Below are 23,084 nucleotides of genomic sequence, written 5' to 3'. Positions count from 1 at the left end.
AAATTAAATGAAAAATCCAGACACAACAAAAACAAACGCTGAGTTGGAGCAAACCTTACTAGACGCCTTTAATTCGGATGATGAAAAAGTATTAGCTCAAGCAATGTCTGCTTTTGCTGATGGAATTCAGCAAAATATCATCAATGAGGCAACAACCAAAGCAAGAAACGAGTTTGGTGATCAAGAAGTCATGGTGAAGCGTGGGTTTAATCCATTAAACACTCAAGAAAAGAAATACTACAATGCAGTTATTGCAAATCAAGGTTTTGCAGGAGTAGAAGAACTGGTTCCAAAAACAGTTTTTGAGCGTGTCTTTGAGGACCTGGTTCAAACTCACCCACTATTAGCGCAAATTGAATTCGTCAACACGACTGCTACAACTGAATGGGTTTATTCTAAAGGGGTGAATCCAGCATGGTGGGGCAAACTTTGCGATGAAATTAAAGAATTACTAGATAATGGCTTTGAAACAGTCACCACAAATCTTTACAAACTGTCTGCTTACTTACCAGTATGCAAAGCTATGCTTGATTTGGGACCAGAGTGGTTAGATAAATATGTACGTACCGTTCTAGCAGAATCAATGTATATTGCATTGGAGCAGGCTATTGTAGCTGGAACAGGTAAAGATCAACCAATCGGCATTATCAAAGATTTGGAAACTGTATCTGGTGGCATTCATGCCGACAAAGTAGCTGTAGAGTTAGAAGACTTGAGTCCCGAAACATTTGGGACAAAGATCATGTCTCCACTGACGACTGTAGTTTACAAAAAGGATTCAAGTGGTGAACCAATTGCTACAGGGGAACGGGTAGTAAATCCTGAGGAAGTATTGATGATTGTCAGCCCTAAAGACTATTGGGGGAAAATTTATCCAGCTACCACATTTCTTAATGGGAATGGGGCTTATGTTCGAGATGTATTGCCGGTACCAGTGAAGGTAGTACAGTCTGTTGCAATGCCTAAAGGAAAAATGGCCGTTGGATTAGGAAAAGATTATTTCATGGGAGTGGGGTCTGCACAAAAGATTGAAGTGTCGGATGAGTATCGTTTCGTAGAAGACGAACGAACTTACTTAGCTAAACAATATGCAAATGGTCGACCAAAGAACAATGAATCGTTCTTATACTTCGATATTTCTAAAGTTCCAGCTGCTTTGGTTTTCCAAGTGAATCAAGTAGCTTCAGCAGGATCAAGCCCTAGTGCCGGGTAAATGGATAAGATAAAAAAACAAGAGTTTCTCGCAAGAGTCAAGAGGAATTTGACGATTACTTGGGATGAAGAAGATACCAACAACTCGTTAAGTGATTACATTGATAGTTCATATACTTACTTAAATGGATTAGCAGGGTACAAATTATCTTTCGAAGCGAGTAGCCAAGAAGCAGAGTTGTTGTGTGAGCGTGTACGCTATAGCTATAACAATGCTCTTGATGATTTTGAAGAGAACTTTAGCAAGCAACTTTCAGCGTTTATCTTAAATAGTGCTTTACAAACTTCAATTCAAAAAGAAGGTGAAGTTGATGGACAGGATTAGAGAAACCTTTAATGATGGCGTGATGTATTACGGACGCAACAAAGATATTTTAAGCGATAAAAAGAAAATAATCGGAAAAGAGTTTGCTAAAGAAGGCAAGCTCTTTTTTCGTGAGTTGAGCATACGTGATCAAGATTATCGTGTCGCTGATGGTATAGGAAAAGTAGTAGATATGAAGATTAAAACAGTGTATCCACCTTCGTTTAAAAAAGTAGCCAAGCATAATTTGGTCGGGAAAATTGACGGAAGCATTTATGAAGTGTTCAAAGTGGATCATGATTCGAACTATTTATATTTTTATCTGACAAAAGTGGGTGAATGTAGTGGGGAATAAAGAACGTCTGAAAAAGATGAACGATTATCTGATTGATAATATCGAAACTCTGACTAGTTTAGAAGTCTTTGAGGATTCTATAGGAGAAAGCACCTTAAAGAGAATAGAAGATGAAACAGATGGGAAAAACTACTTTATCTATGAAACAGGCGGTTTTTCCAGGAGTCCTAATAAAAACGAACTTAGACAAGTAGTTTTGTTGCGGTTTTATTCTGAAAGAAGAGATGATCTTGACGAAATCTCTTTAGATATCATTGATGAGTTAGAGGGGAGCCTTTACGAGTTTCAGTATTCTAACAAGAATTCCATCCAATTGGGTAAAGAAGATAAATACGTAGATGAGATAGAATTTTTTTTCTTAAGGAAGTTGATGCGTAATGGGTGCTGAATTTAATGCTGCTACCAGCTGGAGTGTTGACTTTGTAGAGCTTGATAAATTGATCAAAAACATGCAGCAAATTCCAGACGAATCGGAAACAGTAATAAACAATACATTGAAAAATACCAGCGGGAAGCGAACCGTAAAAACAATAATTCAAGGGATGCCTTTATCTGGTGTCATAAACAGGATCACTACGAAGAGACATGCAGCACAAAGCCAATCGTTGAATATTACACATGAAAACTTAGGGTTCATAATCAGACCTAAAAAGAACTTCGAGTATTTAAAGTATCCGGATCTAGGTATCGGAACGTCAATCAAAAAATCACCACAAGAGTTTATGAGAAAAGGTATGGAACAAGAAGTTCCTGAGATAACTGATGATCTAAATCAAGAATTACTTAAGATGATTAATAAAAAGCTAGGAGGAAAATAGATGCCAACAAAAATTGAAACATTCTATCCTGTAGATATTAATAACGTGGCAGCAAAATTCAAAAATGGCGCGCAAGCTATTGCTTTTGGATGTACAGGTGTTTTATCAGGTGAAACAGAAATGAGAGTTATTGCTGCCAAATGTGGAGGAGTGACGTTAGAGGAAGTAAGCAAGCCAGTTAGGATGACAGTCACTATTACTGCGTATGTAAAAATGGAAGTCTATCGCCGCTTTTTTGGTCTGTCTAATGATGGTCTGAAGCCAGGAGTATATTCATATGGCTTAGGAAGTAAGGGAGAAGAATTCACACTAACCGCTGATGTTATTGATGAATTCAAAGATTTAACCAAGGTGGTCGCATTTCCTAAGACTATTTCAGCAACCGGCTTAACTTTTACCATTGATAAATCACAAGATGAAGTAGCAATGATGGAATTACAGTGTACCGCGATGCCGGATTCAGCTGCTCAATTTTATTATGAAGGGTTTGCTGATGAAATTGACGATGAAGAGATTTTAAAGGATTGGCGAACAAACTTCAATTATGATTTGGTGAAAAAAGAAGAAACTCCCTGATAGCGCCCAGATGGGCAAAGTGGGGTATATCGTTGCAAATTAAGGAGGATAATCATGGCTGCAAAAAAGAAAAATGAAGTTGAAGAAATCGAAGAAACGAAAAGTGATGTCATCGAAGCAGAACCAGCTCAGTTGAAAGAACAATTGCAACTTATCCCATTATGGGAAAAAGGTGATGCTATTACTGCAGAAAAACTGAATGAAACTGTTACTGCTTTAAACAAACTGATTGAAGAGTACAACTCACGAGTGGAAGCTTAGGCTTGCGCTTTTTTTGTATGGAGGGTAAACAATGAGAACAATTACGTTAAATGATGGAGAAGAAGTAACAGTTAATCCTAAAGTAAATGCTTTATTGCTGAAAAACCTTCGCGACAAAGAAGGATTCAAGACAAAATTGTTAATAAACTCCTTTGTAAAGAAAGAGGATATCGACGAGTTTGTTTTAATTGATAGTGTTTTTATTGCCTATAGACAAGCAAATCCCAAGGGTTTGGCTTATGAGGATTTCTTAGAAAAATACGAATTCGATTTTGAAGAAGCGGCAGAAATATTTTCAGCTGTTATAAGCAAAAAGGGGAAGCAAGAATTTGCAAAAGCTTTTAAGGCGAAAACAAATAAAAAAAAGCGTTAGGATTTTCGGCGCCAGATATCAAGATTGAGGACATAGAGGACTTGTATAGTCTCTATGTCTTTATTTTTGAGATTCCTGAACAAGACTTTTGGGAATTGCCCTTAAGTTCTGTACATGAAATAGCACTTAATAAACTGGCGTACGAGGCTTGGAAAATTTCTGAGGAGGAAAGGAGGAATAAACAGAGTGGGTAAGAATCAAAATGAAACTTCAGTTACTTTTAAGGTCTTCAATAAACAGTTTAAAGATGGACTGAAAGAAAATGAAGAAGCCGGAAAAAAACTGAGGCAGGAGTTTAAGCTTGAGCAAGAACAAATGAAGCTAACTGGTTCTCAAAGCCAAAAATATGCAGGTGAGTTATCCAACTTACAAAAACAATATGACTTGGCTAGTCAGAAGACGGAAGCAACAAGAAAAGCCTTGGATGAAGCTAAAGGCTTGTACGGTGAGAATTCTCAAGCTGTTGCAACTATGGAGAAAAGTCTTCGCTCGGCTCAAATTAGCGAGCAACAAATTGCGAATAAGATAGAAATAACCAGTCAGAAGCTTGAAGCCGCAAAGAAGGCAGAATCTGATAGAGCAAAACAATTGGATAGCCTAAAGTCTGAGCAAGACAAGCTTCAGTCCTCCTCAGAAAAGCTCACTAAAGAATATGAACTACAAAAAGCTGAATTAGGAGAGAATGCTAAAGCAACAGATAAAGCGAAATTGCACAATCAGTACCTAGCTGATCAAATGAAAAATAGCGCACAACAGGTTGAAAATCTAGAACAACAACTTGCTTTAGCGAAGAATCAATTTGGCGAAAATTCTTCAGAAGTGGATAAACTTGAGAAAGAACTGCTAGATGCAAAAATTGCTACTACAGAATTCACTAACGAATACAAGAAGGCCACCGATAGTTTTCAAAATTTTAGTGATAAGGCAAAAAATATAGGAAATGGTCTTCAGGATGTCGGTAAAAAATGGACTATGGGAGTTACGGCCCCGATTGTTGCTGGGGCCGGTTTGTCTGTCAAGGCAGCTAGTGACTTTGAAACTGCGTTTGCTGGCGTTAAAAAAACAGTAGATGAACAAGTGGATTCAAACGGCAAAGTGATTGTTTCCTATGCTGATCTTGAGAAAGGCATACGAAATATGGCTAAGGAAATCCCAGCTAGTGCTGCTGAGATTTCTGCAGTAGCTGAATCAGCAGGGCAATTAGGAATCAAGACTCAAAACGTTCTGTCTTTTACTGAAACAATGATAGCAATGGGTGAAGCGACTAACCTTTCTTCTGAGGATGCAGCAGCTGCCCTAGCTCGTTTAGCTAATATCACACAAATGCCACAAGAGAATTTTGACCGCTTAGGTAGTTCTATTGTCGCTTTGGGGAACAACATGGCCACAACCGAAAGTGATATTGTTGAAATGTCCTTGAGGCTTGCTGGTAGTGCGAAACAGGCAAATATGACAGAGGATCAAATTCTTGCTATGGCAGCCGCAATGTCTTCAGTAGGGATAAACGCTGAAGCTGGGGGCGGTTCAATGTCTCGTGTCATGCAGAAAATCCAGACACAAGTCATGTCTAGCGGTGAAGAACTATCGAAATTTGCTCAGATATCTGGCATGTCTTCTGAAGAATTTCAAAAAGCCTGGCGTGATGATGCTTCTGCTGCATTAGTTGAATTTGTCAAAGGTCTTGGCAGGGCAAAAGAATCCGGTGAAGATGTAACCAGTATCTTGAAAGATATGGGTATATCCTCTACTCAAGAGGTCGATACGATGCTACGGTTGAGTGGGGCAGGAGAACTATTAGGTGAAGCTTTAGAAATTTCCGCTGATGGGTGGAAAGAAAATTCTGCACTATCTGAGGAAGCGTCTAAGCGATATGAAACTTTTGAATCTAAAGTACAAATGCTTAAAAATAAGGTCACTGATTTAGGAATAGAATTAGGTGGTCCTCTTCTGGACGCACTTATGGATATGATTGAAGCATTGGACCCAGTATTCAAAATTTTAACCAAAATAGCTGAATCGTTTAGTAATGCGAGTCCAGCAACACAAAAACTAATCATGTCTTTTGTTGCTATTGTTGCTGCGGTTGGTCCCTTGCTTATATTGTTTGGAAAGCTGGCTTTAGCAATAAGTTCGATAGCGGGTTTGTTTGGAGCAGGAGGAGCACTAGCTGGGGCAGGAGCCTTTATTACCGGTACATTAGTTCCAGCACTTGCCGCGTTTGTTTCTGCTATTGTCGGATGGCCTTTAGTGATTGGGGCAGCTGTAACTGCAACAGCAGTTCTGATTTATAAAAACTGGGATAAGATAAAAGTATTCTTTTCAGACCTTGGTACTTGGTTTGGAGAGTTTTTTTCTACTCTTGGATCGACTATAAGTCAAAAATGGTATGAAATCACGACTGGGATATCAAACACAGTATCAAGATGGAAAGATATTGTCTTTGAAAAGGCAAGCGAAGTTTATAGCAGTATTGTTGAAACGTTGACACCCATTAAAGAATGGTTTGTTGAGACATTCAATACTATTAAAGAAATAGTTGCTGAAAAGTTTAATAGCATGGTTTCTGTAGTATCGGAGATTGGTCAATTCTTACTTGATGCGATTATGGTGCCTATCTCGTTTATTCAAACTTTGCTGCAAGCTGCTTGGTTGTTAATACTTGCTGGTGTACAAATCGCTTGGGCAGCATTTCTACAGTTTATTGTTACTCCAGTAAGTGAGGCCTTCACTTTTGTATCTGGCAAATTCCAAGAGCTAGGAGCTTGGCTATCTTCTAAATGGGATGAAATAACTGTTTTTGCTTCAGTCAAATGGAATCTATTCAAAGAGACTGTGATTGCACCTATAGTACAAACCAAAGATGCAGCAATTCAAAAAGTTTCTGAGATGTGGTCAGGGTTAACATCATGGTTTGACAAAACGAAGACAGCAGCAAGCGAAAAATTCAATGAAATAAAGAACTCAGTGTTTGAGAGCATGAGTTCTGCAAAAGATTCAGCAGTAAATACAGCGAGTGAAATTTGGCAAGGAATCAGTGATAAGTTCAGCAATGCTTACTCTGCTACGAAAGAGAAGTTTAACCAGATTAAAGATGCAATTGTAACACCAATCGAAGGTGCACGAGACAGAATAAAGGAAGCCATAGATAATATTGTTTCGTTTTTTAGAAATATCAAGTTTCCCAGATTTAGTTTGAAGACTTCTAGTAAAACCATTATGGGAAAAGAAATCTCTTTTCCTTCTGGAATAGACGTTAAGTGGAATGCCAAGGGGGGTATTTTCAAGAAACCAACAATAATTGGGTCTTATGATGGTGTCTTGCAAGGTGTAGGTGAAGCAGGTGCAGAAGCTGCCGTTCCTCTGAACAATCAGGTTTTAGGCAAGATAGGAGAATCTATTGTTCAGTCGTTATCGCAGTCCCAAATTACAACCCCTTTGCTAGATGGAATTGTAGAGGCGGCACAAACAAAGATGGTAACAAAAAATGAAACAAAAGCTGATCCAATGATGCTGAAGTTTTTAGAAATGATGAATCAATTTATGGATATGATGGCGAGTAGCAAAGATAATTCGCCGCAAATTATCAATCACATTGGGAAGCTTAATACGAATAGCATTTCGGAATATGATCAATTTAATCGAGACATGCAACGTTCTTTTGAGATTGCAGATTCAGGATTTAGGGGGTGATTAATTGAATAGAATAAGTTCTACAGAAGAATGGATGACTATGGAACCGTCATTATACACATTTGATGAAAACATACCTTCATTCACCTATAGAGGAGAGAATTCGTTCAAGAATCACTCATGTTTCATTGATGCCGAACTGGGAGAGGTTCAAGCAGTAAAAGAGGTCGAATCAATTAAACTAGCTGGTAGAAGTGGAAGACTCCACCGAACATTTGGTGATTATGACTCTTTCGAATATCCAATAGAAATCCAGTTAACAGACTTTGACCACTTGGAAGAGGTCAAAAGATGGCTTACTGGATCGGGCAAACTTATTTTATCAATTGATCAAGATAAGTATCGATATGCAACGGTATTAGACAAGGGACAACCGAGGCCTTACTTTAACGAGATGAATAGCTTTTGGAAGTTCACAGTAACTTTTGAATGCGAGCCTTTTAAACGTACATTGAGAAATGAAATAAGAACAATAAACGAGGGCAGTTATTCGATTTATGATCCGGGAATGGTGCCATCATTTCCATATTTCGAATTACAATCTAAAGGGGGCGACATTCGAATTGAGGTGAATGGCCGTTCTTTTGTGTTAAATGGAACTCAAAAAGGAATGGTTATTTTGGATTGCCAAAAGAAAATAGCAATACAAAACAATCAATTTGTCAGAACCGAAGGGATATTTCCATACTCTGAGAATGTGGATACCTATGTTAACCAAACTGGAGTAAACTTGTGGAAATTTTCAGGCATTGAATCATCTTTAATGGAAGCGAGGTGTTTGTGGTTATGAGCTTAAGAGACGTGAGCATTTACGATGAAAATGAGACAGACTTTTCTCATAACGGAATCATACTCCAAGATTTTGAAGATGAGCCGCTTATAAATAGAGTGTTAAATGGTCGATTCATGTTGAGTGGTGTCTATTCAATTGATGGTGACCACGCAAAGCTAATTAAGTCTAAAGCCATTCTAAAAGCTTACTGCCCAGATGGTACTTGGCAACTATTTCGAATTAATCAGATTCCAACCAAGACCCTAACCACTATATCGTTTGTAGCAAACCATATAGGATTTGATGCGAATCGAAACTTTGTAGAGAATATGTTTGTCTCACAAGGAACTGTTGACGAAATCATGAAAAAAATTCAAAGCTCTTTAGTTTTTAAGCAGCGGTTCACATACAGTGGTGTTATGGAAGGCAAGCACCAATTTACTATTAAACAGAACTATCCAGTAGATGCCTTGATCGGATCGAATAATAATGCTCAAAACTTTGCTAGTGTGTCCGGAGGAGAGCTGGATATGGATAATTTTAATTTAGTAATGAGAGAAAGACTTGGAACTGATAAAGGTTACACCATTGATATGGGATTAAATCTAGATTCAATTGAAGAAACCATAAGTGATGCTATTTGTCCGAATTGTCTGTATCTAATAGGTGCTACAGAAGAAGGTGATTACGATGCCGATAGAGATGAAGTTATAGCTGCTTACATTGAGACAACAGAGTATAAGGTGACTGATGAAAATCGAGTTATCGGAAAATATACGAATTCTCAATGCCAAACGAAACAAGAATTAATTGATTGGGCAAAAAATGATTTATTTGGCAAGCAACAGGTCCATATTCCTAAAGTCAGTCATAAAGTGAGTATAGTTGATTTAGCTTCAACCGAGGAGTATTCCATGTATAAGGATTTGTTTACTCTCCAACTAGGTGATTCGCTGCATGGCAAGCTTCAAAAGCAAGATATCACTATTGAAGAACGAATGATCGAATACAATTATTACCCGAGGTTGGGAATGTATAAGGACCTTATCTTAGGGAATGATCCTGGCATGTATACCAGAACAATTAAAGAAGTAGTCCAGGAGACGAGAGATAAAATCGAGGAAACACATAGTGAACTTCATGATGATCTGCTAAATGCTTCAAAAGTTATTACAGGAAATGATGGCGGACACGTTGTCCATTGGCCAAAGAATAGACCTTCAGATATCTTGATTATGGATAACGAAGATGTAGAAAAGGCCAAGCATGTTCTGAGAATGAATAAGTCGGGAATTGGTTTTTCAAAAAGTGGTTGGAAAGGCCCTTTTACAACAGCATGGACAATTGATAGTACATTTTATGCTGATTTTATACGTGCTGGAATCCTTCGTGCGATAGATATTATCGGTGTCAATATAACTGGATCAACTATTAAGGGGACGGACATCTACGGTTCAACGTTCGAGACAATAAATCCGAATGGAACCAAAATTAAGATAGAAAATGGAACAGTTAGATTTCTTTCCGCCGATGACAAGCAGCTTGCTACCATCAATTTATTAACTAACGGTGGCAATCCAATTCTGCATTTCCAATTTAACAATAATGGAACTGCCGAAACGTTTCATATTAACAAAGATAGTATCATGCTAAAGCATAGTAAGAAAATACAGTTAATCGCACCAGACATTGAACTAGATGGCAATGTGAACGTTACTCAGGATTTGAAAATTAAGAATGAGCAGGTATTCCCAGGACAGGGTGGAGGAGGTAGCGGTTCATGGAATGGCGAATTTCCTCCAGAAGTAACAGATGAAAGAGATAAAAGATATTGGATAATCTGGGCGAGCGCGATTGCTGCAGGGTGTACTCAAGAAGCGGCTGCAGCCTTATGCGGAAATGCACAGGGAGAGTCAGATGCACGACCGACTGCTGATGAAAGTGGAGGGACACCGGGCTTCGGATATGGCCTTTTCCAATGGACTTTAAAAGGTACTGTTGGACGAGATTATATGATTTCACTTATGCAAAAAGCAGGAATTACAGATGATCCAGATACCAGTGTGGCTCAAATGAAATTATTATTCTGGCACGGTCCAAACGGACAATGGATAGCAAGCTCTGCTTATCCATATTCTTGGGCTGAATTTCTTAAAATGACAGATATTGCTACGGCAACTACTGCATTTGAAAAGAACTTTGAACGTCCATTGAATTCACATCCAGAAAGAATTGATTACGCTAATCATTGGTATAACAAGTTTAAAAATTTAAAAATCCCTTCTGGTGGTGGAGATGTCCTGGATACAGCTAAAAGCTTGCTGGACTATTTCAATTATTCAATGCCATTAAGAACACAATTTGGCTCAGTAGAGAATCCAGATCGCAATGGATATGCTGACTGCTCTTCTTTTGTATGGTTAGTTTTAACAAAAGCCGGCTATCGTACGCCACCAGGTGTTGGATGGTATACCGGATCAATGACTAGTGATGCAAGAGGTCCTAAAAATTGGCTCACAGAAATAGCACAAAGTGAAGCAAAAGCCGGTGATGTTCTGATAGTGAATCAAGGAGGTGGTGCCGGTGCAAATGGACACACAGCAATACTTGCTGAAGACTGGCATGGGTATACCACTTCCATTATAGAAATGGGTGGTTCTCAAGTTGGCGGTGTTGGTATTGGTCGAGTGGATCAATCATTCGGCTGGCTATTAAATGGAGGCGATGTCTGTCTGGCTAGAGCATTAAAATAGGTGGTGATTATTTGATTGATAAAAAAGGAATAAATCGTATGAAACAGCTTTTAAATCAAACCGTCGGCAATAGACAGTGTTACGCTTTGGCAGCAGAGTACGCTGGAGTAATGATTGGTCCCGATTTAGGAGCTGGAACAAAGTATGAGATAAAAGTACGCAATGGAAATGTCTTTTCCGCGGCTGACATTGGGACTGCATATAATTGGAACTTGTATTTATGGGAAGTTATTGAGAATCCCCTTTATGATCAGTTAAAGGTTGGGGCTATAATTAACTGGCGGCGAGGAGCCAAAGTAAGTGAATTTTTAAGAGCTCATAAGAACTTCGGTCATACTGGAGTGATTAGCGGGTTAGAAAACGGAAAAATACAAACGTACGAACAAAATGGTGAATCCGGTGAAATAGTCTCGCAATATGAGCGTGAATTCTATGGTTCTGAACACATTGCTTCTATTTGTATTCCTCCAGATTTTGAAAAGGATGTGATGCTATAATGGCAAAATGGAACGTTACTTTGAGCACGACTGAGCCTTTTAACCATATTGGAATTATCCAGGTCCGTCAGGGAAACCGAAATAGTGAAATTATGGAAGCGACAATAGTAGAGAACGGGAAGCCTTATGACCTTACTCAATGCGATGCATATATTGAATCAATTATTGGTGGCTATGCTGTACAACGTTCCTGCGAAATCGTTGATGCTGGGAACGGAAAAATTCGCTATACGTTCGATGAATATACAATGCAAAAATTACACAAGCAGACAGCTAACATAATTATTATCAAAGGAGAAGACTTGGTTGCAACTACACAAGACTTCTCCTATTTTGTTGTCAAAGCCGTTTCAAAGACGGAAGCCGAGATGGGCTCGTATTGGCAGACAATTGAGGATTTAATTGCTGATATGACAGCTTTCATTAATGCTGGAAAAGGTGATTTCAATGATTGGATGGCGGCAAGGAAAGAAGAATTCGAATCTTGGCGAAAAAATCAACAAGATACATTCGAGTCTTGGCGTGATGGTCAAGAATCAGAATACTTAGCGTGGTTTGAATCAATCAAATCTGTACTAGCCGAGATCGATCCAGGTGGCACCCTTTTGCTGGAATTGATGGATGCGCGTGTTGACATTCAAGGTGTTCGGCACAATTCCATTGGCGATCGGCTTTTAGCTGATTTTGAGTATTTGTACCAAAGGCTGCAAGCTAGGCTGTTCACCATTGATTATGGTGAAGTAGAATTTCTGAGTATTTTACAAGACGATAACTTTTCTTCAAATCATGAGGTTGAGAAGGTCGGAACTGTGGATAATTTAAACGAAGAGGGTGCTTTAATTATAGCAACGGTGGATGATGCTAAACAAAACACTTTCACCATAGAAAAGGTAGGTGTGATCGATGGTTAAAATCAAACGGATGATGGAAACGGATGATAACGGTGTCCAATGGCAATTTATGCCGATCACACATGTAAGTGCCATTCTAGGTTTAGATAAACTAATTTCTGGTGAAACAAAGGTTCTTTCTGTCAATGGGAAAATTGGAGCTGTTGTTATCACCAAATCGGATTTGGGTTTAGAAAATGCAATAACTGAGTTGCCTTACGCATCTGAGACTACTGACGGTATTTTAACAGCGGAATTGTATCAAAAACTACTGAATTCAGGAGAGTGTGATTATATTTTGCCAATCGCCACGGTAGACAAGCTTGGGGGCATAAGGATTGGCGAACTGTTGACTATTGACGCTACTGGAAAAGTATCAGCTTTAAAACAGACTGATTTCAATTTCACTCAGGAACTAAAAAGTAAATTAGAGTCGCTTAAGAATTTGACGGCAGGCACCAATATTTCAATAAGTGATGAAGGTGTAATTAGTGCCTTGGTCGAAAGTAGTACGGACTATCAATTGCCAACGGCATCTGCTGAGACAAAAGGCGGAGTGAAGGTTGGCCGTGGATTAACGATAACTGATGAAACATTATCCGCAGACCCTCAGCTTAATTACACCGCAGGCGTTGGGATCTCAATTTCAAACACTGGTGTTATAAGTGCTACAGGAGGCGGCAGCAGTGGTGGAGTAAGTGAGGATTATCTAAATGAAAAATTGGTAGAAATCATTGAAGATGCAAGAGAATATACAGATTCAAAAATTTCGAGTGTATCATTTGAGAAAGTAGGGGAAGTGTAAAATGACAGATATTGTAAAAGTAAAACAGGAAGGTATACAGGTCTTTCCACAAACACATTGGGAAGCATTAGAGGGGAAACCCACACTCTTAAAAGGAGATAAGGGTGATGCAGCGACGATAACCGTCGGTACTGTGACCAGTGGTACAACTGCTGCAGTAACCAATGCGGGAACTTCTAGTGCGGCCAGATTCAATTTTATTTTACCTAAAGGAGATAAAGGTGATCCAGGACAAAATGCTACGACTACAACGCCAGCAACTACAACTGCGAATGGTTTAATGGCCGCAGCTGATAAAGTTAAACTGAATGCGATTGAAAGCGGAGCTCAAAAAAATCCATCTGCCGCAACTCAAACCACTGCAGGATTAATGTCAGCAGCCGATAAAAAGAAACTGGATGGATTATCAAATTCAGGTATTACTTTTGAAAAGGTAGGTGAAGTGTAATGGTAGACGTGTATCAACTTAAAGAAAAAGGCGAACCTAAATATATGAAAACTCATGCCGATGCAATTGACGGTATTACTGGGAAACTAGTTAAGGCTACTGGAAATGAAACAGTCAAAGGTGTTAAGAACTTCGAAGATGGAATACAAGTCAAAGGTAAAACCATCAGTGAAAAATCATTAAGAGCGAAAGTTAGCAAACGAATTAGTACAGAAAACAGCGATATTCAATCCGGATCAATGGATTTTTATCGTGAGGGGACTGGTGTTACATTTTCATGTTCATTTCAGCTAAAGAAAGTATGGTATAAAGACACTCGCTTGATTACAAATATTGGTACTGAATATCAACCAGACATAACTATGCGTGTCCTGGTAGTTAGCACCAAAGGAGAAATGATTTATTTTACCCCTGCTGGAGAAATGACGGCAGGTTCTGATTTTCAGGCAGGTACTTGGATCACTGCGTCATGCCATTGGCCAGCCAAAAATGCTTAGGAGGAATAAGAAATGAAAACAATTTATAAGGTACTTTATCCATTAGGCTTTGAAATCCATGAGGTAGCAAATGACTTCCCAACAGTTTTACCGTTTGTTGAAGTTGAACCATTGACCGGACTAGTCAATGACCAATCACAATTTTTCAACTTTGAAGCTGGAAAGTGGGAAGAAGCAGTAACGCAAGATTATTCTAAAAAACTTGCGTTACTTGAGAATCTAGCAGTTGGTTTAGAGGTAGACAATAAACAACTTAAAGAATCAAATGAAGCATTGACAAGTAAGACTGATTCGATGGCGAAATTAAACGGTAAATTGATGCTGAATGACGTGGCTATCAATAAAGAAATCGAAGAGCTTAAAACTCAAATCGGAGGTGCTGCATAATGTTTACCTACACTGATGTAAAGATGATGTTTGATTGGGGCTGCTTTAATGTGAAGCAGGTGAGAGAATTCGTTCCAGAATGTATTACTGAAACACAGTTTGAAAAGATTACCGGAGAGCCATTTTAGGCTCTCTTTTATTTTGGAAAGGAGTTAATGATTTTGGAAAAATATTTGAATAGTATCTCAATTGTTTTCGGGCTAGTAGGAGGATTTGCGGTTAGTTGGTTGGGGGGCATGGATACAATTTTGCACACGTTGATGGTTGTAGTAGTTGTTGACTATATCACTGGATTAATGAAGGGCTGGAAGCTGCAGCAAATCAGCAGCCGAGTAGGATTTAATGGATTATTGAAAAAAATTCTAATTTTTATTGTTGTAGGTGTTGCAGTAGAACTTGAAAAAATATTAGGGAATGCTATTCCACTACGAGAAGTGGTAATTATGTTCTATTTGGCAAATGAAGGAATTTCTTTTTTGGAAAATGTGTCAGTATTTATTCCATTACCAGAAAAACTACGTACAGTATTTTTACAAATTAGAGATAAGGGGGAGGAAAAATAATGGACATGAAAAAGGCCAAAGAGCTTTATGAAAAATCAAATGATAAAAATGTTGGATTACAACCTCAGCCTGAACATCCTGAGAAAAAGGAGGAAAAGTAGATGGCTTTGAATATTGAAGCTGGGTTATCAGCAGTTCAAAAATACGTGAACAATAGTTCATATAGCATGTATGGTTCTCGCTACTATACGGATGGTACCTGTGACTGTTCGGGATCGGTTTATTATACTTTGCGTCAAGCTGGTGGGTTTAACTATGGATACATTCCTAGCACAGAAACCCTACATGATTACTTATTAAAGCTTGGTTTTGAATTGATTGCAGAAAATAGCGATTTTCCAATGCAGCGTGGAGATGTGATTATTTGGGGGCGAAAAGGATACTCAGCCGGAGCAGGAGGCCATACAGGAACCGCCTTAGATAATCAAAACTGGATTGAATGCACTGGATGGAAAAATACGACCATTATTGCTAATCATGATCAAAGGTGGGTAATGGCTGGCTGCCCGTACTTTTACGCTTACCGTTTAAAAGGCGCTCAGCCTAGTAATACTAAACCAACACAAAACAATACAAAAAAAGGAGAGATTGAGATGAAATGTTTCTACAAATTAACTGATAAAGGTGACACAATTTACTACTTTGACGGGCAAGCAATTCGACCACTAAACCATCCTGATGAAAAACACATTTTGAATGAGATTTACAAAGCTAATAATGGGAAAGAAATGCCTTACTTTGAATGGCAAGAGAAAAAAGGCCCTTGGAATGTTCGCTTAGCTGAAGCTATTAAACGTAAACCTATTTAAGATAAGTTAAGCCCTAGCCTTGATCGGCTGGGGCTTTTTTTGCTGCTCTAATAGATGCATTGTCTTTGTAAAAGTTTATGCCTTCTTCACTAATGATATTTTCGCGTCCAATGTGCATTATGGTATCTGGGTGAAACCAATCTGGATGGAGTTTAAACATCTGGTTTAGGTAGTTTGGCTTTTTACCTAGCTTTATACTTGCATCCTTAAACGTATACAGTTCTTTACGAAGTACAGTAAGATTGTATTTCATTAGGTTTTATTCTCCTTTCTATCTATTGTGAGCACATAAAGTGTATTTACGATAATGGAGAACGTCCCCCAACTACTTGATGCCACATCAGTTATTAAAGCAATAACCGTCACAACGTTGAATAGTAAAAGGAAAATCAAAGGTAATTTCTTTTTCATAATAAGCATGATAAAATGTAGATGAAAGGGGAGGTAACCTCCCCTTAAAGGTTAGTCGTTTTTGTCTTTTTCTAAGAGTTTCTTCAATAGGTGAGCGCCTGTTAAAACTCCTACGACAATTTCGACTGCCTTTTTTAAATCATCTAATTTCATCATTTCCACCTCCCTTGCCTTTCTATATTTATATTATATACTCTAGGATATATAAAGTCAATAGGATTTTGCTGTTACATCAAGCTTTTTACAAAAAAAAGCCCTCACTATTGAGGGCAAGCAATTAAAGACTTCGATTATCATTGCGTAAATAATCTACTTTCGCTTGTTCTATTGGGATGACAAAAAAATCATACATTCTTAATGCAAGCTCTTCATCACAACAAGAGATTTCCAATAGTAATTTCTTTTCATTAAATACTTGCACAATTTTTGGTAAGGGCATGACTACGTTCATTACATATCCTCCTTTCAATAAGAAGATACGCAAAAATCAGATAATTATTTTTCTGTTTTCCATTCTAAAGCCATAAATGTTCTGAGATTCAGCTCCGCTTAAATACATTAGTGCTAATTTTTTATTTTTCATCAAGGTCGTAAGAAATTCTTTCATTGTCAGGTTTGGTTTCTTATTTTCACGATACAAAACTAAGTTGTTAGTAGAATCAATGCGAATCCCTGTAAAAGCGAGTAGCTGGGAATTATGCATATAGAAAATTCCTTCCGGATCGTTATCAGATGCGTTTGTTGATAAGGCGGTGAGCATATCAGCTGATTTCATGCAAAAACCTTCTCTCGATTTTGAATAGTTTCTACATCAATCATAAGCTGGGTTTGTCCGTTAATGCAATATCTTTGCACGATGAACTGATTTCTTTTGTTGTAATAGCCTGCAATCGTAACCTTCATTCCTTCTGAGGCATCAGCAAAAAAGTTGAGTGAGTTTCTAGCAATCAAGCAGTTAACATTATCTAACTTAAAGAAAATCAGCGAAGGGGTCATGTTGACTATTTTGATTTTCGTTACAGTTCCTGTTAATGATTTCATATGTGAACAACTCCTCAATATAGTATTTTTTATCGTGATATCCTAGTGCTTTTGATATGTAAAACTTAAAGCAATTTTCACCGATTGTATAAATCGAATTAGGTCCGAAATTCCACAGTTCTTCCTTTAGCTCTTCAAAAGAAATCAATCCGAATTCATACATTCTGACAAAATTCATGACAAATTACTCCACTTTGAAAACGGAACAATTTGTATATTCCTTATTTCATCGTAATTAATCTTATGTCCGGAGATAAATAGACCCAGTTCATCGCCACCTTCAATGATTCCAATTATGTCATCTGGGAATCTACCCTGCAGGTCCCGCTCCTCTTTTTGAATTGAAACAATTTGCTGCCTGATAATAGCTTGATTTATTATTTCTTTGATTTCATGACTTTCCATTGATGGCTTGGATGGATTAAATTTAGCAGCTATAGTCTTTTCTTTGTTAATTAATTCAGTATGATCGGATAAATAAAAACCAAGCCATTTCAGCAAACCTCTGTCTTGATAATCAGGTTCATTCATAATTCATCATACCTCCATTGCCTCCAGCATGGCCTCCAACCAAGGTGGATCTTTTTATACTTCTAGCACCTTCCACAAGTGAAGAAGCACGCACGATAGAAGTAAAGCCATACTTTTCTCTTATTTTATCAATGATCAAATCTAGGTTTTCTTGTTCAATTTGTTTCTCTTGGTCTGTGAACAAATCAAGCTGCAACGCATCAGTGTATACTAGTTTTGAGTAAGAAACGCCAACATGACGAACTTCCTGGCCTTCGTAGTATTTTCTAAATAAATGTAAGCAATAATGCTGTAGAGTTCGTGTATCATTTGAAGCTGGTATCTTCATCTGGTGTGAGAAGCCATTTCTTGTTTCAGCAATTGATGTTCCTATAGAGAGATGTACGCATTCTGTTTTACAGGATTGCTGCCGAATACGAGAGGCGACTTGTTCAGCCATTTCTTTAACAACTATTTCGATTTCTGTGACATCTGTATAATCCTTTGGTAATACTTGAGAGTTCCCGTAAGATTTCTCTTTGGTTTTTGGAGGGGGTTCTGATATATCTGTTCGATCTATTCCATTTGCGTGGTACCAGAGTTGCAGCCCAATTACTCCCATACTTTCCTTAAGCAAATAAGGATTGTAATGAGCCAAGTCACCAATGGTTCTCAGCCCACGTCTTTTGAACTTTTCTGCAGTCTTTCTACCGATGCCCCAAAAATCCGTAAAATTATCGATACTCCAAACTTTAGTTTGAACATCTTTATACGTCCACTCAGCGATGAAATTATAATTGTGCTTTGATTCAATATCTAAAGCTAATTTAGCTAAAAGCGGATTATCCCCGATGCCGATGGTACAAAATAAACCAGTTTCCCTGAATATGCGTTCTTGAATAAGTGAGGCGAATTCATGTCTTCGATCACTCCTGGATTCAGAGGTAGTAAAAAGACTCAGAGACTTCGTGACTTTTAAAATAGATTCATCAATAGAATAGATTAGCAAATCTTCGTCAGCTACAAATTCTTTGAAAATGTTGTTAATCTTGATATTTTCTTTGATGTACAAATTCATGCGTGGTGGCGCAATAATAAGACTATCGGGATACGGATGGGGCAAATCTCTCGGCCTTGAAACATTCGTTATTCCATATTTCTTTTTTGCAGCCGGACTTGAGGCCAGTATTAACCCATGACCAGTATTATCAGCCCTAGACATCACTACCAATTCAGTTGTTAATGGATCAAGGCCTCTAGCCACACATTCCACAGAAGCGTAAAATGATTTCATGTCAATTAGAAAATAGTCATTTAAGGGCTCCTTTGTATAATCAATCATAATGATCAACCTCCCCAGGTTACCATCATTATACAAACATACGTTCCCTTTTGTAAAGAGTGAACTCCCAATTGGTGGTATAAAGTTTATGACGTGATATTTAACTAGCATTCTGAATGCCAAATTGAATGCCATATGATTCGTATTAGCGAAAAGTAGAGAAAATAAAAAAGGAGTAAAAACCCTATATAACAAGGTTTTTGCTCCTTACGAAAACTACCGAAAACTATTAATGGAGACGGCGGGAGTCGAACCCGCGTCCAAACATATTGACTACTCAAAAATCTACGCTCATAGTCATACTATTTAAAATTCGCGTTGCCTTCTGCCGCATGACAGGCCGCAGACATTGCTAGTCTGATGCTCTCTTTTTTAACTTACAGACGGAAAGTTAAAACGTATCCCACTAATTTTGAGACCCTTACCCGAGCACATGGGCGATACCGGGAGGATCTACGCTAACTGTTTTTAGGCAGCTAAAGCGTAAGAGTTGTTATTGTTTTTAGCAGTTATATTTAACTGTAACGTTTTTACGTAGACGTAACCTACGAAGCGCAATTCGGGCTCAAACTATGCCTGTCGAATCCGTAACGTCCCCTTTATTGAATTTTACTGCAAAAATGAGTATACCATTTTTACAGTAAAAAAGCAAAAAGGGATCCTCAAGTTTAGATCAAATCATAATGCTTTAAAGCTTTGACAATCCCACCATTGGTATTTTTGTCAGTAATATAGTCAGCTCGTTCCATGACTTCTGGTAAGGCATTTCCCATTGCAATTTTATGATCACAAGCGTCTAATAAATCCAAATCATTGATACCATCACCAAACGCAAAGGTCGGAATTTCCTGAAGCTGCAAATAATTCTTAATCGATTGGACCCCCGTTCCTTTTGAAATGCCTTTATTCACCACATCAATACAAAACGGTCCATTCCGGTAAAACGTATATTTTGGAAAAGCTTCCTGATAAATTGAATCGTTACCTTCAGATAAGACCAGAATCATATGCGTAATATATTCATGATAAGCAGTCGGATGAATCGGCGGTAAATCTAAATGGAAATAGTCATAGGATTTTCTCACATAGTCATTTACCCCAGAAATAAACAGCTGATCGGTTGAGTGAAAGGCCAGCTCGTCCTTTAATTCACGTGCAAAATCCAACATAGTTTTACAATCGCTAGGATCAATTTCATTGGCTTCGACAATGGCTCCCTCTACCTTAACCAGCATACCATTCATGGTGACACATGAAGAAATATTAGCCGCCTGCTTAATCTTTTGGATTTCTCGCTCGTTGCGGCCAGTGGCGATAATTGGCAAAATATTGTTTTTCTTTAATTGAGTCACCGCTTCACTAATTTCAGGAGTGATTTGCGACTTGCTATCTAATAATGTTCCATCTAAATCAAAAAATGCAATTCCTTTGTACATGAATACTCCCCTTTAACCCTTTTTCTTTATCTTAGCAATAATTGAAGAAAAAACAAATACTTATTGAATATACTGGTAAGGTAATGGTTGAAAAGACCGATTTAGAGTATACTATTTATGAGAAAGACCGATATTGGAGGAAATGACATGAATATACTAATGATTGAAGATAATGAATCTGTATCAGAAATGATGCAAATGTTCTTTTTAAACGAAGGCTGGGAGGCTACATTCAAATACGACGGGAAAGAAGGACTAGATGCTTTTAAAGAAGCGCCAGAAAAATGGGACATGATTACCTTGGACTTGAATTTGCCTAGTATGGATGGTATGGAGGTTGGTAGGGAAATTAGGAAAATTTCCAGTACGGTCCCAATTATTATGCTAACTGCCAGAGATTCGGAAAGTGACCAGGTTATTGGTTTGGAAATGGGGGCCGACGACTATGTGACTAAGCCGTTTTCACCATTAACACTGATTGCTCGAATCAAAGCCTTGCACCGCCGCAGCGAGTTAGCAAATGAGCAACAAAACGGTGGCGCCGCTGAAGGAACCTTTGATATTCAAACACAGCACTTCAAAATGAACTTGAAAACACGGGAAGCTTATTTGGAAAATCAACCAATTGATGGTTTAACTCCTAAAGAGTTCGATTTGCTGTACACAATGGCCAAAAAACCACGCCAAGTCTTTACTCGTGAGCAATTGTTAGAATTGGTTTGGGATTATCAATATTTTGGTGATGAACGAACGGTTGATGCCCATATCAAAAAGTTGCGCCAAAAAATTGAAAAGGTCGGTCCTCAGGTGATTCAAACCGTTTGGGGTGTCGGCTACAAATTTGATGACTCTGGAGTCGACAAATGAAATACCTCTACCAGCAGCTTTTAGCTTTTGGCGGATTGATTTTGTTAATATTGCTGACTTTAGGCGTTACCTTTACCCAATTTACTAGGCATTCGATGGAAGAGAGCAATTATAATCAGTTGATTGGTTATACCCGATCGATTGAAAAAACAGCTAGAGAGTTATCGGATCAATATCCATATGTAAACGAAGATGAAGCCTTTTTAAGAGCGGTTGGTCTGACTGAAAATATGCTAGAGCCTCAGAATGTCCGATTTGTATTTATAAGCAGTGATCAGATCATTCGATATCCTGGCAATACGAAAGTTGCTGAGCAAAGTCTAATTACAAAAAGTCAATGGAAAGAGTTAAGTCAAGGGCAGGAACAAAAAATAACCCGTGCAACAGACATATACGGTAACAAGAGCTCGACTTCCTATGCCATGGCACCTTTTTTTAAAAGTGAAGTTTTCTATGGCGTGTTAATTGTGACACAGCCAGCAGGCAATGTTAGTGATAGTGTGGCTTCGGTAACCAGCGATTTATTCAAAGGCTTCATTGTGGCTTCCGTGGTCGCTATCTTTGTTAGTTACTTTTTTGCAACTCGCCAAGTGAAACGAATCAATCGGATGCGTTCAGCAACGAAAAAAATTGCGAGTGGTGATTTTGATGTAACGATTCCTAATAAAGGCAAGGATGAGTTTGATGATTTAGCCGATGATTTCAACAGCATGACTGTCTCTTTAAAAGAATCGCAAGAGGAAATTGAACGACAGGAAGAGCGGCGACGACAGTTTATGGCAGATGCAGCACATGAGATGCGAACGCCTTTGACCACAATTAATGGATTACTGGAAGGGCTCCAATACAATGCTATTCCAGAAAATCAGCGGAGCAAAGCAATCAGCTTAATGCAAAACGAGACTGCACGACTCATTCGTTTAGTCAACGAAAATCTGGATTATGAAAAAATTCGAACCAATCAGATTAGCATGATCGTTAAGAAGTTTGATGCTACAAAAGCCCTGCGCGGGTTGCTTACTCAACTGGATGCCAAAGCACAAGCTTCTGGAGATCAACTAATTCTGACTACCAATGAATCCATTGATGTTTATGCAGACTATGATCGCTTTATTCAAATTATGGTGAACATCATTCAAAATGCCATTCAATTTACAACTGACGGTACGATTACAATCGGTGTCCATAAAGAAGAGAAGAAGACGATCGTACAAATATCAGATACTGGAATTGGAATGAGTGAGGATCAGGTAAAAAATATTTGGGACCGTTACTATAAGGTCGATCCTTCTCGCAAAAATACGAAATACGGGGAATCAGGTTTGGGCTTGTCGATTGTCCAAGAGCTGGTTCGGCTGCATAAAGGAACCATTCAAGTTGAAAGTGAGCTTGAAAAAGGCACCACCTTTACGATTAGCTTTCCCGATGAAGAAGTAGAAGAACAAACAGAAACGGAGCGCCCATAAG

Annotated in this window: 28 protein-coding genes, 1 other RNA gene and 1 pseudogene; 22 read left to right on the top strand and 8 right to left on the bottom strand. The window is 38.3% G+C overall.

Annotated features, from left to right (window positions below):
• The first annotated feature begins 7 nt into the window (after positions 1 to 7).
• The 20 genes and pseudogenes from I588_RS23640 to I588_RS27945 all read left to right on the top strand — a co-directional run bounded on the left by I588_RS23640 (position 8) and on the right by I588_RS27945 (position 16,010).
• Positions 8 to 1,213, top strand: coding sequence for a phage major capsid protein (locus tag I588_RS23640; protein ID WP_010756086.1), 1,206 nt, complete (start codon positions 8 to 10; stop codon positions 1,211 to 1,213).
• Entirely contained in the window at positions 1,214 to 1,537 is a 324-nt protein-coding gene (locus I588_RS23635; RefSeq protein WP_010756087.1) for a hypothetical protein, read from the top strand. It abuts the gene before it with no gap.
• The gene (locus I588_RS23630; protein WP_010756088.1) at positions 1,524 to 1,871 is read left to right on the top strand and encodes a phage head closure protein; all 348 of its coding nucleotides are present in this window, start codon (positions 1,524 to 1,526) and stop codon (positions 1,869 to 1,871) included. Before I588_RS23635 ends, I588_RS23630 begins: the two co-directional genes overlap by 14 nt.
• Complete coding sequence (locus I588_RS23625) at positions 1,861 to 2,259, top strand: hypothetical protein (protein WP_051130052.1); 399 nt, start codon at positions 1,861 to 1,863, stop codon at positions 2,257 to 2,259. Before I588_RS23630 ends, I588_RS23625 begins: the two co-directional genes overlap by 11 nt.
• Entirely contained in the window at positions 2,249 to 2,689 is a 441-nt protein-coding gene (locus I588_RS23620; RefSeq protein ID WP_010756090.1) for an HK97-gp10 family putative phage morphogenesis protein, read from the top strand. Before I588_RS23625 ends, I588_RS23620 begins: the two co-directional genes overlap by 11 nt.
• Positions 2,690 to 3,265, top strand: a complete 576-nt coding sequence (locus tag I588_RS23615) for a hypothetical protein (RefSeq protein ID WP_010756091.1) — start codon at positions 2,690 to 2,692, stop codon at positions 3,263 to 3,265.
• A 54-nt stretch (positions 3,266 to 3,319) separates the two neighbouring features.
• Positions 3,320 to 3,526: a hypothetical protein gene (locus tag I588_RS23610; RefSeq protein WP_010756092.1), complete on the top strand. Its 207-nt coding sequence runs from the start codon at positions 3,320 to 3,322 to the stop codon at positions 3,524 to 3,526.
• 31 nt (positions 3,527 to 3,557) lie between these two features.
• On the top strand, positions 3,558 to 3,899 hold the full coding sequence (locus tag I588_RS23605) for a hypothetical protein (RefSeq protein WP_010756093.1): 342 nt from the start codon (positions 3,558 to 3,560) through the stop codon (positions 3,897 to 3,899).
• Positions 3,900 to 4,085: 186 nt separating this feature from the next.
• A complete protein-coding gene (locus I588_RS26610; protein WP_010756094.1) occupies positions 4,086 to 7,589 on the top strand; it encodes a phage tail tape measure protein in 3,504 nt (1,167 codons plus the stop codon).
• 4 nt (positions 7,590 to 7,593) lie between these two features.
• Positions 7,594 to 8,379: a hypothetical protein gene (locus I588_RS23595; RefSeq protein WP_034692444.1), complete on the top strand. Its 786-nt coding sequence runs from the start codon at positions 7,594 to 7,596 to the stop codon at positions 8,377 to 8,379.
• A complete protein-coding gene (locus I588_RS23590) occupies positions 8,376 to 11,114 on the top strand; it encodes a phage tail tip lysozyme (protein WP_010756096.1) in 2,739 nt (912 codons plus the stop codon). The genes I588_RS23595 and I588_RS23590 overlap by 4 nt, the downstream gene beginning before the upstream one ends.
• Positions 11,115 to 11,152: 38 nt before the next feature.
• Positions 11,153 to 11,611 (top strand): CHAP domain-containing protein, encoded by a 459-nt coding sequence (locus tag I588_RS23585; protein ID WP_010756097.1) that lies wholly within the window; start codon positions 11,153 to 11,155, stop codon positions 11,609 to 11,611.
• Positions 11,611 to 12,522: a phage baseplate upper protein gene (locus I588_RS23580; RefSeq protein ID WP_010756098.1), complete on the top strand. Its 912-nt coding sequence runs from the start codon at positions 11,611 to 11,613 to the stop codon at positions 12,520 to 12,522. Before I588_RS23585 ends, I588_RS23580 begins: the two co-directional genes overlap by 1 nt.
• Positions 12,515 to 12,997 (top strand): annotated as a pseudogene (locus I588_RS28150) (hypothetical protein); the annotation flags it as partial. The gene I588_RS23580 and the pseudogene I588_RS28150, both read left to right, overlap by 8 nt.
• A gap of 310 nt (positions 12,998 to 13,307) precedes the next feature.
• Positions 13,308 to 13,754, top strand: a complete 447-nt coding sequence (locus I588_RS23570; protein ID WP_010756100.1) for a hypothetical protein — start codon at positions 13,308 to 13,310, stop codon at positions 13,752 to 13,754.
• Positions 13,754 to 14,251, top strand: coding sequence for a hypothetical protein (locus I588_RS27950; protein ID WP_010756101.1), 498 nt, complete (start codon positions 13,754 to 13,756; stop codon positions 14,249 to 14,251). Before I588_RS23570 ends, I588_RS27950 begins: the two co-directional genes overlap by 1 nt.
• Positions 14,252 to 14,263: 12 nt before the next feature.
• Entirely contained in the window at positions 14,264 to 14,638 is a 375-nt protein-coding gene (locus I588_RS23560; RefSeq protein ID WP_010756102.1) for a hypothetical protein, read from the top strand.
• On the top strand, positions 14,638 to 14,766 hold the full coding sequence (locus I588_RS27075; RefSeq protein WP_010756103.1) for an XkdX family protein: 129 nt from the start codon (positions 14,638 to 14,640) through the stop codon (positions 14,764 to 14,766). The genes I588_RS23560 and I588_RS27075 overlap by 1 nt, the downstream gene beginning before the upstream one ends.
• Positions 14,767 to 14,799: 33 nt before the next feature.
• The gene (locus I588_RS23555; RefSeq protein WP_010756104.1) at positions 14,800 to 15,201 is read left to right on the top strand and encodes a phage holin family protein; all 402 of its coding nucleotides are present in this window, start codon (positions 14,800 to 14,802) and stop codon (positions 15,199 to 15,201) included.
• 101 nt (positions 15,202 to 15,302) lie between these two features.
• Complete coding sequence (locus tag I588_RS27945) at positions 15,303 to 16,010, top strand: peptidoglycan amidohydrolase family protein (protein WP_010756106.1); 708 nt, start codon at positions 15,303 to 15,305, stop codon at positions 16,008 to 16,010.
• A gap of 13 nt (positions 16,011 to 16,023) precedes the next feature.
• Here the strand turns inward: I588_RS27945 and I588_RS23545 are convergent, their stop codons facing one another.
• The 8 genes from I588_RS23545 to I588_RS23520 all read right to left on the bottom strand — a co-directional run bounded on the left by I588_RS23545 (position 16,024) and on the right by I588_RS23520 (position 20,750).
• Positions 16,024 to 16,263 (bottom strand): hypothetical protein, encoded by a 240-nt coding sequence (locus I588_RS23545; RefSeq protein ID WP_010756107.1) that lies wholly within the window; start codon positions 16,261 to 16,263, stop codon positions 16,024 to 16,026.
• A gap of 435 nt (positions 16,264 to 16,698) precedes the next feature.
• Positions 16,699 to 16,872 carry a hypothetical protein gene (locus I588_RS27435; RefSeq protein WP_010756109.1) on the bottom strand — a complete coding sequence of 58 codons (174 nt, stop codon included), beginning with the start codon at positions 16,870 to 16,872 and terminating at the stop codon, positions 16,699 to 16,701.
• A 36-nt stretch (positions 16,873 to 16,908) separates the two neighbouring features.
• The gene (locus tag I588_RS23540) at positions 16,909 to 17,196 is read right to left on the bottom strand and encodes a hypothetical protein (protein ID WP_010756110.1); all 288 of its coding nucleotides are present in this window, start codon (positions 17,194 to 17,196) and stop codon (positions 16,909 to 16,911) included.
• Positions 17,193 to 17,462 carry a hypothetical protein gene (locus I588_RS23535; RefSeq protein ID WP_010756111.1) on the bottom strand — a complete coding sequence of 90 codons (270 nt, stop codon included), beginning with the start codon at positions 17,460 to 17,462 and terminating at the stop codon, positions 17,193 to 17,195. The genes I588_RS23540 and I588_RS23535 overlap by 4 nt, the downstream gene beginning before the upstream one ends.
• A gap of 174 nt (positions 17,463 to 17,636) precedes the next feature.
• Positions 17,637 to 17,993, bottom strand: a complete 357-nt coding sequence (locus I588_RS23530) for a hypothetical protein (protein ID WP_010756112.1) — start codon at positions 17,991 to 17,993, stop codon at positions 17,637 to 17,639.
• Entirely contained in the window at positions 17,986 to 19,314 is a 1,329-nt protein-coding gene (locus I588_RS23525; RefSeq protein WP_010756113.1) for a Y-family DNA polymerase, read from the bottom strand. Before I588_RS23525 ends, I588_RS23530 begins: the two co-directional genes overlap by 8 nt.
• A 230-nt stretch (positions 19,315 to 19,544) precedes the next feature.
• Positions 19,545 to 19,912, bottom strand: a transfer-messenger RNA (tmRNA) gene (gene ssrA, locus I588_RS27065).
• Between the two features lie 70 nt (positions 19,913 to 19,982).
• Entirely contained in the window at positions 19,983 to 20,750 is a 768-nt protein-coding gene (locus tag I588_RS23520; RefSeq protein WP_010756114.1) for a Cof-type HAD-IIB family hydrolase, read from the bottom strand.
• Between the two features lie 147 nt (positions 20,751 to 20,897).
• On the opposite strand from I588_RS23520, the gene I588_RS23515 reads away from it, so the two are divergent.
• The gene (locus I588_RS23515) at positions 20,898 to 21,617 is read left to right on the top strand and encodes a response regulator transcription factor (protein ID WP_010756115.1); all 720 of its coding nucleotides are present in this window, start codon (positions 20,898 to 20,900) and stop codon (positions 21,615 to 21,617) included.
• On the top strand, positions 21,614 to 23,083 hold the full coding sequence (locus I588_RS23510) for a sensor histidine kinase (RefSeq protein ID WP_010756116.1): 1,470 nt from the start codon (positions 21,614 to 21,616) through the stop codon (positions 23,081 to 23,083). Before I588_RS23515 ends, I588_RS23510 begins: the two co-directional genes overlap by 4 nt.
• Position 23,084 lies beyond the last annotated feature (1 nt).

The sequence above is a fragment of the Enterococcus pallens ATCC BAA-351 genome, from assembly GCF_000407485.1.
Lineage (GTDB): Bacteria > Bacillota > Bacilli > Lactobacillales > Enterococcaceae > Enterococcus_A > Enterococcus_A pallens.
The sequence above is the reverse complement of the archived record's forward strand: the minus strand, read 5'-3'. Positions and strand labels throughout refer to the sequence as shown.